This window comes from Rhodoplanes sp. Z2-YC6860, assembly GCF_001579845.1.
Lineage (GTDB): Bacteria > Pseudomonadota > Alphaproteobacteria > Rhizobiales > Xanthobacteraceae > Z2-YC6860.
The window spans coordinates 1,902,399-1,917,140 of sequence record NZ_CP007440.1 but is presented as its reverse complement, the minus strand read 5'-3'; the positions used below and the strand labels follow the sequence as shown (position 1 = coordinate 1,917,140).

Sequence of the window (14,742 nt, the reverse complement as noted above, 5' to 3'; positions counted from 1 at the left end):
TGCGGAGAACCGGACAATGAAACCCGACCTGGGCGATCTGAATGCCTTTGTGGCGGTGGCGCGGGCCAAAGGGTTCCGCGATGGCGCGCGCTCGAGCGGCGCCAGCGCGTCCGGGCTGAGCGAGGCGATCCGCCGTCTTGAAGCGCAACTTGGCGTCAGGCTGCTCAACCGCACGACGCGCAGTGTCGCGCCGACCGAAGCCGGCCAGCGCCTGCTCGACCGGCTCGGCCCGGCGCTGACCGAAGTGGAAGCGGCGCTCGACGTGGTGAACGGCTTCCGCGACCGGCCGGCCGGCACGCTCCGGCTCAACGTGCCGGTCAGCGCGGCGCGGCTCGTGCTGCCCGCGATCGTGCCGCGTTTCCTCGCAGCCTTTCCGGAAATCCGGCTGGAGGTGATCGCCGACGACAGCTTCGTCGACCTGCTCGCATCGGGGGCCGATGCGGGCATCCGCTACGACGAGCGGCTGGAGCAGGACATGATCGCGGTGCCGATCGGTCCCCGCGTGCAACGCTTCGCGACCGCCGCCGCGACCGCCTATCTCGACCGGCACGGACGGCCGAAGCATCCGCGCGAGCTTCTCGATCACGCCTGCATTCGCGGCCGCTTTGCGAGCGGAGCGATGCCGCCCTGGGAGTTCGAGCGCGACGGCAAGGTGGTGCGCATCCAACCCACGGGACCGCTGCTGGTCGGCATCGGCGGCGCCGCCGATCTTGCCGTCGAGGCAGGGCTCGCCGGCACCGGCATCGTGCATGTCTTCGAGGACTGGCTGCGCCCGCTTCTCGACAGCGGCAAGCTCGAACCGGTGCTCGAGCCGTGGTGGCAGCGTTTCTCCGGGCCGTTTCTCTATTATCCCGGACGGCGCCTGGTGCCCGCGCCGCTGCGGGCGTTCATCGATTTCATCAAGGCGGAGCCGAGCGCACCACCTAAGCCGAAACGACCAGCCCGCCCATCGGCTTGAGCTTCGCGCTACCGGGAAACACGGTTTCGGCCAGCACGCGCTCGTCGACGCGCAGGTGATCGCGCAGCAGGCCCTTCAGCACCGCACGCAGGTCGGTGGTGGCCTTCAGGTCGCGGTTCTCGTAGAGGCTTGTAGCCTTCACACCCGGCCAATCGGCAATGACGCGGCCGCCCTTCAGCGCGCTGCCAATGAGCAGCGCCACCGTGCCGGTGCCATGATCCGTACCGTCGGTGCCGTTGATGCGCGCGGTGCGGCCGAACTCGGTGACGATGGCGACCGTGGTCTGGCTCCAGGCGTCGCCCATGTTGGTCTCGATCGCCGCGATCGCGCCATCGAGCGCGCCGAGCAGATTGGCGAGCAGCCCGCTCGCAACGCCTTCGTTGTTGTGCGTGTCCCAGCCGTTGAAGGCGAGCGCGCCGACGCGCGGCCCATCGGCCCGCGCCAGATATTTCGCCGCGGTGCCGGCGGCCTCAGTGAAGTAAGCCCGTGCGCCATTCATGTTCGGTGGCTTGGCATCGCCCGGCTTGCCGCCCATCGCTTCCGAGCGGGCGAGCGAGATCAGTCCCATGCGGCCTTCCAGCGCCCGAGCCATCGCGGGATCGGTATGGTTGTAGAGATCGAGCAGCCGCAGCACGGTGTCGTCGGTCGCCTGCTTGATGTTCGGCGGCACCCAGGACATCACCGGCGCCGAGCCGCGCACCACGAGCGGCGTCACCGGGCCGACCGCGAAGGCCTTCTCGTCTCCGACGCGATGCTCCGCCTTGAGCGACGCGAGCGCGCGGTTGAGCCAGCCGGAATGCACCGCACCGGGCTTGTCGAGGCCGCTTTCCAGCACGTCCTGGCCGTCGAAATGCGAGCGCTCGCGATAGGGCGTCGCCGCGGCGTGCACGATGGTCGCCTGCCCGGCCTTGTAGAGACGGTGCAGATTGGGCATCGCCGGATTGAGCGCGAAGAACGAATCGAGCGGCAGCGCGGGCGGCTTGCCGTCGATCGTCAGCGCCTTGTCGCCGCGCAATTTGATCCAGTCGGGATCGCCGACCGGCGCCGCCACCGCCAGGCCATCGAGCGCGCCGCGCAGCACGATCGTCAGCATGCGCGGATCGCGGCCTTCGGCGCGGGCGAGCTTCGGCCAATGCGCCCAGGCGAAGAGCACGCCGGCGCTCAGCATCAACTCGCGGCGGGAGGGAGCGTGAATGAATGCCATGATCACCTCCGCTGGAATTCCGACGACAGCAGCAGCATCGCAAAGGCCTGCGTCTTGCTCTCGGCGCGCATCACCGTCTCGCGGGTCTCTCGGGAGGCCAGCGGGCCGAGCGCCTCGTCCACCATGGTGTGCGGATCGAGCCGGTCCCAGATCCGCGCCGCATAGGTGCTGGCGATATCGAGCCGCGTCGGCAATCCGTCGAGCCAGGCCGCCTCCTCGTCGGAGAAGCCCTGCGGCGACGGCGGCCGCCACAACGGCTGGCCGAGCATGTTTTGCGCGCCCACCACCCGATCGGGCCCCGGCTCGCGCACACCGCCGACGCGCAGCGCCGAAATCAGCCACTCATCCGGCCGCTTCAGCTTGCCGCGCCGTGCGCTCCAAGCCTCGTCGGATTTCACCAGCGCGACCGTCACGGCCTTGAGATCGCCGCCGGTGTCGCGGAACACCTTGGCGAGCCGATCGACGAGCGGCTGCGGCGGCTGGTCGGCGACAAAATGTTTGGCGAGCTTCTGCGCGACGTGCGTCGCGGTCGCGGGATGGCGCGCGAGATCGGCAAGCACCGCCCGCCCCTGCCCGACGCCATCGTCCGCGTAGCTCTTGCCGAGCACGGTCTTGTCGCCGGGCTCGTGCATGCGTTTGACGAATACGAACTCACCGCCGTGATCGGGATTGCTGACCGCGCTCATCGACCAGCCGGTCAGCACATTGGCAAAGGACGTGACATCGCTCTGCGTGTAGCCACTGCGCACGCCGAGCGTATGCAGTTCGAGAATCTCGCGCGCCAGATTCTCGTTGAGGCCCTTGCTGCGGTTGATGCCGGCCACGGAGTTGGGACCGATCGAATCCCAGTTGTCGAGATAGAACAGCATCGCCGGATGGCTTTCGGCGGCCAGCAGCATGTCGCCGAACCGGCCGAGCACATGCGGGCGGATCGCCTCACGCTCATAGGCGCCGGCCATGCTCGGGATCTTGTCGGCCGAGATGCAGAAATGATTCGACCAGAACCACACCAGGCGTTCGGCAAATCCGATATCGGCGGTGAGCGCGGCATCGACCCGCGCTTTGGCTTCACCGAGGAAAATCTGCCGCCCAACATCCTTGGAGGGATCGCGCTTCTGCGCGGCATCGTCCGCCATGGACTTCTCGGCCATGGTTTTCTCGGTCATGGATTTGCCCGCCTCGGTGTCGGCCATGGCCTGCTGCCGGTCGGCCTCACGTTTGGCGACGATCTGACGGGCTTGCTGTTCGGCGCGGTACTCGAACAGGGCGCGCGCGGCTTCGGCGCTGCCCATCAGTCCGGCGCCGGCGATACGGTTGATGTTGGGCTTGTCGAGTTCCGCCAGCAGTGCGCCGCGCGGATCGGAGGCGATCAAGGCAATCTGGCCGGGACGAGGGCCGAGCCCGAAACGGTGCAAGGCCAGCGCGGCGGTCGATTTCGGATCAAGCGTCATGGGCGAATCTCACCCGGCATCAAAGCGGTCGCCCAGCCGCTTTTGATCTTCGCAATACTAGCACAAATGGCGCCGCATCACGTCAATTCCGTGACGTGATGCGGCCTGTCCGCAATTTAATGAATTAACAAAAGCTAACGGCGCGCCAGAAGCTTCTTCTCCAGCATCACGTGGATGCCCTTGGCGCCGTTGACGACCTGCGTCACCCGAAGATCGGCCGCGAGGCTGCACAACGTGTAGGCATCCTCGCGCGAGATGCCGGTCCGCTCGCAGATCAGCTTGATCATGTTGCGCAGCGCGATCACGACGCAATCGTCGAGGTCGGGATCGAATGCCATGGTCATGACGTGGGTCGGCGTTTCCGCCATCGGCCATTCCAAGGTCATGTCATCGCGCACGATCAATTCGAAGGTGCCGGTGAGGCCCGTCTCGATCGCCGTGATGCAGACCTCGCCGTCGCCCTGCACGCCGTGTCCGTCGCCGCAGGAGAACAGCGCGCCGTCGGTGTGGATCGGCAGAAACAGCGTGGTGCCGGCGACCAGCTCCTTGTTGTCGAGATTGCCGCCGTTTCTGCGCGGCGGCGGAGAGTTCACCGGCCCCCAGTTGGCGGGCGGCGCCACCGCCATGATGCCGAAGAACGGCTTGAGCTCCAGATCGAGACCCCAAGGCAGCTTTCCGATCATCCGCTTCTTGTCGAGCGGGATGTGGATCATTCGCATGGTCTTGAAGTCGTCAGGCAAGGCGCCGGCGAGCGGCCTGATCGCGTTGTAGCCCCAATCCTGATAGAGCTCGACCGCCTTGATGCGCACTTCGAGCACCTGCCCGGCCTTGGCGCCGCGCACCGCGACCGGCCCGGTGAGGATGTGCGGGCCGCCCATCCGTGGCTGCACCTTCTGATGGATCGCGGCGAGCTCCGGCGGCACCGTGAGACCCGACTCGGGCTTGGGCAGATTGTTGAGTACGCCAGATACCGTGGTGATGGTGACGGTGTCGCCGGAATCGATGGTGATCTGCGGCTTGAGGTTGGCGTCGAAAAAACCCCAGTGCACGGTCTCGGGGGAAGAGTCCAATTTGTGCGTCGCCATGGATGCTGTCCTACTTTGCGTTGCGCATGATCTTGTCCGAAAACCGATGTCCACTTTTTGGGATCATGCGCTAGTCCTTTTTCATGATGACGGTGCTGTCGATCTGCTCGATCAGATCGACATCGATAATCACAGCCGAACCCTTCTTGTCAGGGTCTTTGGACTGCTCTTCGTGATTGGTGAGGCCCCACGCCTTTTCCCATTCCGGCCCGCTGCTGACGATCCTGGCCCGGCCATGAAAGCGGATGCAGCCGGCACGATAGGGATTCTCCTTCCGCGCCGGGTTGCGATAGTAGACCGTGACGAACGGATTTTCGGCGATGCGCTTGGGCGAGCTGCGATGGCTGCGCTCCCAATAGCAGAGCTTGTCGCCGTCAAACACCGCGACGCTGCCCTTGGGGCTGATCTGCGGCCGGCCCTCCTTCGACGCGGTGCCGATCAGACATGGCGTCCCGTCTTCCAGCGCCTTGTCGAGCAGTTCTTTCATCAGCGGGGTCATCTTGATCATGCGGTCTCATCCGTTTGTCCGATGGACGCATGATCACATCCGCGCGCAACGTTAGGCAATCGGGTCGGAACGCATTGCTTGCCCGCGTGCGCGACATCCGCCAGTGTCGCCGCCATGATCGACCGGCTCGCCGTTTCCGGCTATCGCTCGCTGCGCGACATCAGGCTCGCGCTTGGCCGTCTGACGGTCGTCACCGGCCCGAACGGCAGCGGCAAGTCGAGCCTCTACCGCGCGCTGCGGCTGCTCGCCGACGTGGCCCAGGACCGGGTGGTGCAATCGCTCGCCGCCGAAGGCGGCCTGCAATCGACGCTCTGGGCAGGACCGGAGCAGTTTTCCCGTGAGATGAAATCGGGCAAGCAGCCCATTCAAGGCACGGTGCGGAAAAATCCCGTGGCGCTGAAGCTCGGCTTCTCCGATGAGCACTACGGCTATTCGATCGAGCTCGGGCTGCCTCCACCGTCGTCCGCGCTGTTCGGCCACGATCCCGACATCAAGCTCGAATGCCTGTGGACCGGCGAGACCATCCGCCGCAACAACGTGTTCGCGGAGCGCCGCGGCCCGCTGGTCCGCATCCGCGATGACGGCGGCGCCTGGCGCGACGTCATCACCACGCTCCATCCTTTCGACAGCATGATGACGCATGGTGCCGATCCGCGCGACGCGCTGGAGCTTCTCGTGGTGCGCGAGCAGATGCGCGAGTGGCGCTTCTACGATCATCTGCGGACCGACCGCGACGCGCCGGCGCGCAGACCGCAGGTCGGCACCTACACGCCGGTGCTGAGCGGCGACGGCGCCGACGTGGCCTCTGCGGTCCAGACGATCAAAGAGCTTGGCAACGCGCAGGCCGTGTACGAAGCGATCGCCGATGCGTTTCCGGGCTCACGCCTCAGCACCACGTCCAGCAATGGCTATTACGAGCTGGAGGTCCACCAGCATGGGCTGCTTCGCCCGCTCAAGAGCGCGGAGCTCTCCGACGGCACGCTGCGCTACATCCTGCTGACCGCAGCTCTGCTGTCGCCGCGGCCGCCGCCGCTAATGGTGCTGAACGAGCCAGAGACGAGCCTGCACGCCGACCTGCTGCCGGCGCTGGCGCGGCTGATCGCCAGGGCTGCCAAGAACTGCCAGGTCGTGGTGGTGACGCATGCCGCGCCGCTGGTCGCAGCGCTTTGCGAGCAACCGAATGCGACGCGCATTGCGCTCGAAAAGGCGCTCGGCGAGACCTCGGCGCCCGATCATGATCCGCCGGCGTGGTCCTGGCCCGCGCGTTGAATCAAAGCGGCCCGCGGAATACGAAGAACGCGCCGGCCGCGATGAACGCGAAGCCCACGGCGTGGTTCCAGGTGAGCGCCTCCTTGAGATAGAGCACCGAAAAGCCGGCGAACACCACGAGCGTAATCACCTCCTGCATGGTCTTGAGCTGAGCGGTCGTGTAGACGGTGTTGCCGAAGCGGTTGGCCGGCACCGCCAAGCAGTATTCCACCAGTGCAATGCCCCAGCTCACCAGGATCGCGAGCAGCAGCGGCGACTCCTTGAAGCGCAGATGGCCGTACCAGGCGACGGTCATGAAGATGTTGGAACCGAGCAGCAGCAAAATCGGCAAGAGATACGGTGAGATGAAGGTCGGCATAGGGCTCTCAGGGTTGGGGCTCTCGTGATGCGGGAAAGGTGCGACTGGATATCGGCTAACACACGGCAAGCCGCCGTGGAACGCGTCGTGCGGATGTGAGGTTACGGCGCTAAGCTCGCCGAAGTCGATTCGGCGCTCACCATGCACATCCGTCCCGCTCTGTTTGCCATTGTTGCCGCCTCCCTCGTCGCCGGACCAGCGGTGGCGCAGCTGCCGTCGGAGCCGACAACGCCCTATGCGCCGGTGGCCGTGACCTTGCCGGCGCCGTCGGCGGATCCGAGCTTCGCGACATTCCGCACGGCCATCGCCGCCGTCGCCAAGGCCCGCATCTATGCCGACCTCGAAGCGCTGGTTCAGCCCCAGGGCTTCTTCTGGGACCGCGATTTCGGCAACGGCTTCGATCCGAAGAAGCCCTCGGTCGACAACCTCGCCATGGCGATCGAACTCGAACGCGGCAGCGGCATGGGCTGGGAGAAGCTTGCGCATTTCGCCGAGGAGAAAGCGTTCGAGTCGCTCGATTCGCGGCCTGGTGTCGTCTGCGCTCCGGCACCGCCGGCCTATGACGCAATCGAATTCTCGAAGCTGTTGAACGCGACCTACACCACGGCCGCCGATTGGGCCTATCCGCTCGCCGATGGCGTGCCGGTGCGTGACGCGCCTCGTGCGAATGCGCCTGCGATCGGCAAGCTTGCGCTGCAGTTCGTCCGGCATCTTGGGTTGCAACGTGCAGGGGATACCAATGCTGGCACGTCGTGGGCACGAACGGCGCTGCCTGATGGCAAGATCGGCTATGTCGAACCCGGCCATCTCTCGTCGCTCGCGGTCGAGCGGCTCTGCTACGTCAAGGACATGGTGGCCGGCTGGCGGATCACGGGCTACATCGGCGGCGGCTAAAAAACATTTCGCTGAAATCGGGCCGGTCAGGCCGCATCAACGACTTATTTTGGCGTAGATTCGCATCATTGTGTTTCACCGAAGGAGATGCCCCGATGGGCCGTCGTATCATTGCCGCTGCCTCGATCACCGCCAGCCTGTTGCTCGCCGCGAGCGCTGCGCCCAGCCTTGCGCAAGGCCAATCGCCCCGGCCTAACCCGCCGGCCGGCGGTGCAGGCGCTCCGCAGAAGCCGCCGCAGGCCGCGCAGCAGCAACAGGGCCAGCAGCAGCCCGCGCCGCCCAAGCCCTACAAGGTCGTGGCGATCACGCCGCCGCAACCGATGAACGATCCGAGCTTCGAGGCCTTCCGCAAACAAGTCGGCGCCGCCGCCGACAAGAAGGACAAGAAGGCGCTCGGCGACCTCGTGTCCAAGAGCTTCTTCTGGATGGGCGAGAAGGGCGACAAGGCCGACAAGAAGAAAGCCGGTCTCGACAACCTCGCCAAGGCGATCAACCTCGACGCCAAGGATGGCTCCGGCTGGGACACGCTCGCGGGTTTCGCCGCCGAGGCAACCGCAGCCCCCTTCCCTGAGAAGAAAGACACGATCTGCGCGCCGGCCGATCCGCAATTCGACCCCCAGGCCCTCGAAGCGCTTGCCAAGGCGACCGGCACCGACGAAGGCGAATGGGGCTTCCCGACGCAGCCGAACCTCGAGATGCGCGCCGCAGCCCAGCCCAATTCGCCGGTGGTCGAAAAACTCGGCATGCACTTCATCCGCGTGATGGACGAAGGCGGTGATCAGCAGGGCGACAATCCAATGATCAAGGTCGTCGCCCCCTCGGGCAAGGTCGGCTATGTGCCGGCCGATGCCATCAGTCCGCTCGGCAATGACGTGGTCTGCTACGCCAAGGAAGGCGGCGCCTGGAAGATCGCCGGCTTTATCGGCGGCGAACAGTAAGCCTGTCACCCGGCGTTTGAATTGTGCGGCGCGTGCCGGAATAGGCGCGCGCCGCACTTGTTTATGGTTTGGGCCGATCGCTGCGCCGCATCACGACGCGCCATGGCGCGTCCTTGGTGCTCTGTCGTAGCCTTGGCCCGTGAAGGTGACTTCACAATCAACGTTCAACAAGGGGCGACTATGAAACGTGCATTTTGTTCGGCGCTCGGCGCAGCGGTGCTCACCGCCGCGCTCGGGCTGTCTGCGCAGGCGCAGCAACGTCCGCAGATCGAAACCACGAAGGTCGATGGCACCGACAACGTCTACATCTTCCGCAACGGCGGTCACCAATCGATCTTCGTCGTCACCAAGGACGGCGTGATCGCCACCGATCCCGTCGCCTACGGCCGTCCAAACGGCGGCCAGCAATATGTCGACGAGATCAAGAAGGTGACCGACAAGCCGATCAAGTTCCTGGTCTACAGCCACCACCACTATGACCACATCGCCGGCGGCAAGGCGTTCAAGGATGCGGGCGCCCGCATCATCGCGCATAAAAACGTGATGCCGCATCTGAAGCCGCTCGCCGATCCGAACACACCGCTGCCCGATGAATCGATCGGCAACAAGAAGGTGATCAGGCTCGGCGGCACGACCATGGAGCTGCTCTATCTCGGGCCGAACCACTCGGACTCCAACATCGTGATCCGGCTGCCGAAGGAGAAGATCATCTTCGTGGTCGATACCATCCCGGTCGGCTCGTTTCCGGGCCGCGGCATGATCGACTTCTATCCGCTCGAAACTGAGGCTTTCATTGAGAAGGTCATCGCGCTCGATTGGAACCGGCTGATTCCGGGTCATCCGGGCGCGCCGAACGGCCGGCTCGGCACCAAGGACGACGCCAAGGCGGTGCTCGCGCTCTACCGCGACGCGTCGGCAGAGATGAAAAAGCTCGGCCAGGGCGGCAAATGCTGGGACGAGGCCGAGAAGGAATTCAAGCTGCCGAAGTACGAGAGCATGCCGGGCTATGCCAACGGCCTGCCCTTCGTGGCGCGCCGCTACTGCGGGCTGTGGGGCCGCGGCACCTGAGCCAAAGCACAATGTTGAATGCAACGGGCCGCTCGCAAGAGCGGCCCGTTTTTCATGCGGTGACCTCGCCGGCGAGAGGACGCACCACGTTGGCCCCTCGACGCACCAGCCAATACAACGCCACAGCGTGCGTGATCATCAGCAGCGGCACATAGATGATCGGGATCGCGTAGGTCGCACCGAGTTCGCCCGCCATCGCGGGCAGGTTGACCTGGGTCGCGTGGTAATAATCGACGAGGATATCGACCGCCCCAACGGCGTTGAACGCGATGACGAACAGCCAGAACAGCGGGCGGATCCGGATGGTGACAAGCGCCAGCATCGCCAGAACCCCGGTTGCGAAGTCGCCATAGGCGGCGAACGTCGTGAAACTTTCCGGAAGATTGGGACCGACGACGCCGGGCAGAAGGAAAACGAGCCCGAAGAAGCGGAAGCTGTGCAGGGTGGCAATGGCACGGTGCGCTTCGACACGGTCCATCGCCTTGAGCCACGGCCAGATGTACGCACCGAAGCAGAGCAGCCAGGCGATATAGCCGAACACGAGATGGATTCGGAACAGAGTTTCCGCTGACATTGCGCCCTCCTATTGAGCGTTCGTTGACGTGGCCTCGAACACCGCGGTGAGGATGCCGAGTCGGCCTTCCATGAGATTGCGTCCGAGGTTGCCGGCGAGTTGCGCGAAATCCGGCCCCATCACCACGCCGAGATTGGGCGAAGGCGGCTGGCCGGACGCACGGAGCTGCGCGATCCAGGCCTTGGCGGCCTCGGTGTCATCCTGCCAAACGAGCGTGCGGAAACCGGCCGGCTCGATGGCCTCGCGGGTCGCGGCGGCCGACAGGAGGAAGCTTGTCTCCGGGGTCCGGGCCCAGGGCACGGGATAATGCGGCTCGCCGCCGTTCAGCACGACGTCGAATGTCGCGAACCGGCCGCCGGGTTTGAGCACGCGCCGGATCTCGCGATAGAGCCGAGCCCGATCCGAGATGTTCATCGCCACGTGCTGCAATAGCGCGGCGTCGAAACGGCTGTCGTCCCATGGCAGCGCAAGCGCGCTTGCAGTCTCAAACGACACCCGCTCGCTATGCCCGGTGCGCTCGGTCAGATAGCGCGCAGCTTCCACGAACGGCTCGCTCAGGTCGACCCCGGTGACCCGGCAGCCGCAAGTCGCGGCAAGAAAGCGCGCCGGTCCGCCGATGCCGCATCCCACGTCGAGCACCGCCATGTCAGCGGTAATCCTGGCGAGCTTGACGAGTTCGGCGGTCGCCGCAAGCCCGCGGCTGTGAAACTGGTCGAGGGCGCTCAACTGCTCCGGCGTGAGCCGCTGATCCTCCCGCCCGAAGACCGCAAGCGCCGTTTTGAGCCGCCCTGTCAGGCCGGTCGCGCGATAATGGTCGCGCACACCATCAATCACATCGGTCATGTCGAACTCTCCATCGTTCGCGGCTCAGATACGGCCGCTTCCCGCGATCGACTATTCGCAATAATGTCGATGGGCCATGAAGCAGAACTTCACAGTCCGGCAGGGCGCGCTCGATGGCGTCGAGGCATTCCTCAGCGTGGCGCGGCATCGCAGTTTCCGCAAAGCCGCCGCGGAGCTCGGCGTTACGCCGTCGGCGATGAGCCAGGCGGTGCGTGCGCTCGAGGCGCGCGTCGGCGCAGCGCTGTTCATCCGCACGACGCGCAGCGTCGGCCTGACCGAAGCCGGCGAGCGCTTTCTGTCGCGAGCCAAGCCCGCCTTCGAGGAACTGGTCGCCGCGAGCAGCGCTGCACGCGACCTCGGGCAGCGGCCAACCGGGCTGTTGCGCCTCACCGTGCCGCGCGGTGTCGTGCCGGTCCTGCTGGAGCCGCTGATTGCGTCCTTCTGCCAGGCCTATCCCGAAATCGAAGTGGAAATCGCCGCCAGCGAGCAGTCGGTCGACCTCGCAGCCGAGGGCTTCGATGCCGGCATCCGGATGGGCCAGTTCATCGCGGCCGACATGGTCGCAGTCCCGCTCACGCCGCCGTTTCGTCTGACGATCGTCGGCAGCCCCGGCTATCTTTCGCGCAAGGGCCGGCCCAAGCGGCCTGACGATTTGCGCCAACACGCCTGTTTGCGAATGCGACGATCCAATGGCGCGCTCGCGCACTGGTCATTCGACGATAATGGCCGCCCGATCGAGGTCGCGGTGTCGGGTCCGTTCATCGCCAACGACGTTCCCACCATGCTCGGTGCGGCCGTCGAAGGCCTCGGTCTGGCGCAGGTGCCCGGGCCGACCGCGGCCGGACTGGTGAAAGCCGGAAAGCTCGTGCGGGTGCTAGAGCCGTTCGCACCAACGACGCCTGGCGTGTTTCTTTATTATCCCGATCGCCGGCAGGTCCTGCCGAAGCTGCGTGCCTTCATCGAGCACATCAAGAGCCGGCCGAACAGTGCGCGGCGCGCCAAGACAAGCGCGCCTTGATCAGACGTTCGAAGTGGCCGAAGGCCCTGAGCTGGTGGAGAACCAGCGGCCGGTAAACTCCCGGATCGCCGTGGCGAAGTTGTGCTTGTAGTTGTCGCGGCAATCCTTCGAGCAGAAACGCTTGGAGAGGCGCCGATATGAAACCAGCCCGAACCGGCCCTGACAATGACAGCATCGTTGCATGAGCTGCTTCTCCTTGGCCCGTGACAAAGGCGGCCTGGGCGATCCAATCAGTTCAACGCGGCTTGCGCCGCCGTGAAAACAATCTTCAGCTTCGAGCCGAAGCTCTGAACGGCGGTGATCGTCGCAATCGAAATGCTGGCCGCGATCAGACCGTATTCGATGGCCGCCGTTCCGGACTCGTCGCGCAGGAACCTTGTCAATTCGGTCGTCATCGCGATTTCCTTGCTGCGGGTATACTGGATCGCGCGCGATAAACGAGTGACAAACGTCACAGTCCGTAGTTGTGCGGTCGGTAGTTTTACGTACCGCGCGGCTGAAGGCCTGATCGTTAAGGAGGCTTCGTCGTTAAGAAAGACTTGGTCGTGAAGACGGCCTGATCGTTAAGAAGACTTGATCGTTAAGAAGACTTGGTCCTGAAATGGAGCAGGACCTATTTCAGGTTTGGGCTGATGTCCTTGGCCTTTTCGACCAGCTCGGGCGACGTCTCATAGAGCTGCGTCACCACCTGCTCGAGGTGCTCCGGCGCGCGGAAGACCATATCGAGATTCATCTTTTCCGCTTCGGCGAGCAGCGCAGGATTTTTCGCCGCCCGCTCGATCGCCTTGCGCATGAAATCGACGCGATCCTTGGGCACGCCCGCCGGGAACAGGTAGGGCCGGCCGAATTCCGTCGACGAGAACAGGAAACGCATCAGCTGGCGCTGCTCGCTGGTCTTGGCAAAATCGTAGACCGAGGGCACGTCCACGCCCGGCAGCGCGCTCTCCTCGGCGCGCAGCAGATAGCGCAGCTTGCCTTCCTTGAATTTCTGCTGCGACGTGCGGAACTGGCCCATCGACATGCAGACGCCCTGCACCTCGTTGCGCTCGATCGCGATCAGGATATCGCCCGCGCCGCGGTAGCCCTCCACCATCTTGAACTTCGCCCCGAGCACGCGGTTGATCACGGTCGGCACGATGCTGGTGGACGAGCCGGCACCGGTGCCCCCGGTGAGCAGCTCGGTCTTGAACAGATCCGCTGCAGTCTTCACGGGGGCATCCTGCCCGGTCACGCAGACCCGGCCGGGGAACGAGGTCGCGCCGAGCCAGATGAAGGTCCGCGGATCGGCCTCGATATTCGGCAGCTTCATCATCGCCTGGCTCGGCAGGTTCCGCGAGATGCCGCCGATGGTGCTGCCGTCGCGCGGCGCACGCAGCGCCATGTAGTTGGCGGCGACCACGCCCGCCGCCGCCGGCATGGACTGCACCACGACGGTCGGATTGCCCGGCAACTCCTTGGGAAGATAGCGGGCCAGCAGCCGCGTGCCGATGTCGTAGTCGTTGCCGGTCTCAAAGGCGCCGACGATCTGGATCGTCCGGCCCTTGTAGAACTCTTCGGCCGTCTGTCCGTGCGCCACGCTGCCGAGGCACACGATCAATGCGGCCGCGGCGACCGATCGAACCGGAATCAGCATGGCAGCCTCCGGGCTATTCGGCGGCGCGCTTCTGCACCAAAGCGTCGGCGGCCTTGTCGTAGCTTTCCTCGCGATGAAGCAGCGACTTCAGTCCAACCAGATCGTAATAGTCCTCGAGCGGGATCAGATGCGGCTGGCACGGCGAAAGCGAATTCTCGTTCTTGAGCGTGCGCACCACGTTGCGCACGGCGTTCGCCGCAGCGAACAGCGCCACTGAGGGGAAGGTCGCAGCGGCTACGCCTGCGGCCTCCATATCCGGCAGACTGCGCACCTTGTTGCCGGCCGCCTGTGACAGCGTCGCCATGTGCGGCCCCGGGATTTCGCGGATCGCCCGCTTGATATCCGGAATGGTGTCGAACCCCATCGGCTTCGCCATGTCGGCACCCGCTTCCATGAACAGCTGGCAGCGCGCGATCGCCTGCTCCGGGCCCTCGACGCTCGCAGCGTCGGTGCGGGCCACGATCATCAGATCGGGATCGGTGCGGGCATCGAGCGCGGCCTTGAGCTTGGCCAGGATCTGCTCGACCGGTACGATCTGCTTGCCGGGCAGATAGCCGCAGCGGTTCGGGAACACCTGATCGCTGATGAAGAGGGCAGCGACGCCCGCCGCCTCGAAGGCGCGCACCATCTGGCGCACGTTGTTGACGCCGCCGAAGCCGGTGTCGGCATCGACATAGACCGGAATCTGCACGGCGTCGCAGATGCGGCCGTAGTGCGCCGCATAATCGCGCATGTTGGACTGGCCCATGTCAGCCTGCGCCAGCATCGAGCCGATCGCGGCGTAACCGCCGGCGACGACCGCCTCGAAGCCCTCGGCCTCGATGATGCGCGCCGACAGCGCGTCGTAGGCGCCGGGCATCAGCGTGCACTTCTTGTTGTCCGCCATGATGGCGCGGAATTTCTTGCGGGCGTTCATTGGGTACTCCCTAGTGTCAAAAATT

General features: G+C 65.2%; 16 protein-coding genes. 6 read left to right on the top strand and 10 right to left on the bottom strand.

All coding sequences use genetic code 11. The annotated features are described in order from the left end of the window. The first annotated feature begins 16 nt into the window (after positions 1-16). A complete protein-coding gene (locus RHPLAN_RS09010; RefSeq protein WP_068016219.1) occupies positions 17-958 on the top strand; it encodes a LysR family transcriptional regulator in 942 nt (313 codons plus the stop codon). Here the strand turns inward: RHPLAN_RS09010 and RHPLAN_RS09005 are convergent. The 4 genes from RHPLAN_RS09005 to RHPLAN_RS08990 all read right to left on the bottom strand — a co-directional run bounded on the left by RHPLAN_RS09005 (position 924) and on the right by RHPLAN_RS08990 (position 5,206). Then, the gene (locus tag RHPLAN_RS09005; protein ID WP_068016213.1) at positions 924-2,162 is read right to left on the bottom strand and encodes a DUF1501 domain-containing protein; all 1,239 of its coding nucleotides are present in this window, start codon (positions 2,160-2,162) and stop codon (positions 924-926) included. The genes RHPLAN_RS09010 and RHPLAN_RS09005 overlap by 35 nt on opposite strands. 2 nt (positions 2,163-2,164) lie before the next feature. Then, on the bottom strand, positions 2,165-3,613 hold the full coding sequence (locus RHPLAN_RS09000) for a DUF1800 domain-containing protein (protein ID WP_068016210.1): 1,449 nt from the start codon (positions 3,611-3,613) through the stop codon (positions 2,165-2,167). Between the two features lie 134 nt (positions 3,614-3,747). Continuing rightward, a complete protein-coding gene (locus RHPLAN_RS08995) occupies positions 3,748-4,698 on the bottom strand; it encodes an acetamidase/formamidase family protein (protein ID WP_068016208.1) in 951 nt (316 codons plus the stop codon). A gap of 70 nt (positions 4,699-4,768) precedes the next feature. Then, on the bottom strand, positions 4,769-5,206 hold the full coding sequence (locus RHPLAN_RS08990; RefSeq protein WP_068016206.1) for a pyridoxamine 5'-phosphate oxidase family protein: 438 nt from the start codon (positions 5,204-5,206) through the stop codon (positions 4,769-4,771). A 114-nt stretch (positions 5,207-5,320) separates the two neighbouring features. Between RHPLAN_RS08990 and RHPLAN_RS08985 the strand changes: the two genes are divergently transcribed. Next, complete coding sequence (locus tag RHPLAN_RS08985; protein ID WP_068016203.1) at positions 5,321-6,475, top strand: AAA family ATPase; 1,155 nt, start codon at positions 5,321-5,323, stop codon at positions 6,473-6,475. 1 nt (position 6,476) lies between these two features. On the opposite strand, the gene RHPLAN_RS08980 is transcribed toward RHPLAN_RS08985, so the two are convergent. Beyond that, positions 6,477-6,833 (bottom strand): DMT family protein, encoded by a 357-nt coding sequence (locus RHPLAN_RS08980; protein ID WP_068016200.1) that lies wholly within the window; start codon positions 6,831-6,833, stop codon positions 6,477-6,479. Positions 6,834-6,974: 141 nt separating this feature from the next. On the opposite strand from RHPLAN_RS08980, the gene RHPLAN_RS08975 reads away from it, so the two are divergent. The 3 genes from RHPLAN_RS08975 to RHPLAN_RS08965 all read left to right on the top strand — a co-directional run bounded on the left by RHPLAN_RS08975 (position 6,975) and on the right by RHPLAN_RS08965 (position 9,733). After that, positions 6,975-7,727, top strand: coding sequence for an SH3 domain-containing protein (locus tag RHPLAN_RS08975; protein ID WP_068016197.1), 753 nt, complete (start codon positions 6,975-6,977; stop codon positions 7,725-7,727). Between the two features lie 95 nt (positions 7,728-7,822). Continuing rightward, positions 7,823-8,665, top strand: a complete 843-nt coding sequence (locus tag RHPLAN_RS08970) for a hypothetical protein (protein WP_068016194.1) — start codon at positions 7,823-7,825, stop codon at positions 8,663-8,665. Positions 8,666-8,845: 180 nt separating this feature from the next. Next, positions 8,846-9,733: an MBL fold metallo-hydrolase gene (locus RHPLAN_RS08965; protein ID WP_068016191.1), complete on the top strand. Its 888-nt coding sequence runs from the start codon at positions 8,846-8,848 to the stop codon at positions 9,731-9,733. Between the two features lie 52 nt (positions 9,734-9,785). On the opposite strand, the gene RHPLAN_RS08960 is transcribed toward RHPLAN_RS08965, so the two are convergent. Both RHPLAN_RS08960 and RHPLAN_RS08955 read right to left on the bottom strand, forming a co-directional pair. Beyond that, the gene (locus tag RHPLAN_RS08960) at positions 9,786-10,307 is read right to left on the bottom strand and encodes a DUF8737 domain-containing protein (protein ID WP_068016187.1); all 522 of its coding nucleotides are present in this window, start codon (positions 10,305-10,307) and stop codon (positions 9,786-9,788) included. A gap of 9 nt (positions 10,308-10,316) precedes the next feature. Continuing rightward, positions 10,317-11,150, bottom strand: a complete 834-nt coding sequence (locus RHPLAN_RS08955) for a class I SAM-dependent methyltransferase (RefSeq protein ID WP_068016184.1) — start codon at positions 11,148-11,150, stop codon at positions 10,317-10,319. A 76-nt stretch (positions 11,151-11,226) separates the two neighbouring features. Here RHPLAN_RS08955 and RHPLAN_RS08950 point away from each other — a divergent pair, with 76 nt between their 5' ends. Next, entirely contained in the window at positions 11,227-12,168 is a 942-nt protein-coding gene (locus tag RHPLAN_RS08950; protein ID WP_068016181.1) for a LysR family transcriptional regulator, read from the top strand. A 230-nt stretch (positions 12,169-12,398) separates the two neighbouring features. Here the strand turns inward: RHPLAN_RS08950 and RHPLAN_RS38285 are convergent, their stop codons facing one another. The 3 genes from RHPLAN_RS38285 to RHPLAN_RS08940 form a co-directional block, all read right to left on the bottom strand. Further along, on the bottom strand, positions 12,399-12,563 hold the full coding sequence (locus tag RHPLAN_RS38285) for a Flp family type IVb pilin (protein ID WP_084244572.1): 165 nt from the start codon (positions 12,561-12,563) through the stop codon (positions 12,399-12,401). 218 nt (positions 12,564-12,781) lie between these two features. Beyond that, positions 12,782-13,801 carry a Bug family tripartite tricarboxylate transporter substrate binding protein gene (locus tag RHPLAN_RS08945; protein ID WP_068016178.1) on the bottom strand — a complete coding sequence of 340 codons (1,020 nt, stop codon included), beginning with the start codon at positions 13,799-13,801 and terminating at the stop codon, positions 12,782-12,784. A gap of 13 nt (positions 13,802-13,814) precedes the next feature. Next, positions 13,815-14,717 carry an isocitrate lyase/PEP mutase family protein gene (locus RHPLAN_RS08940; protein ID WP_068016175.1) on the bottom strand — a complete coding sequence of 301 codons (903 nt, stop codon included), beginning with the start codon at positions 14,715-14,717 and terminating at the stop codon, positions 13,815-13,817. Positions 14,718-14,742: the final 25 nt, after the last annotated feature.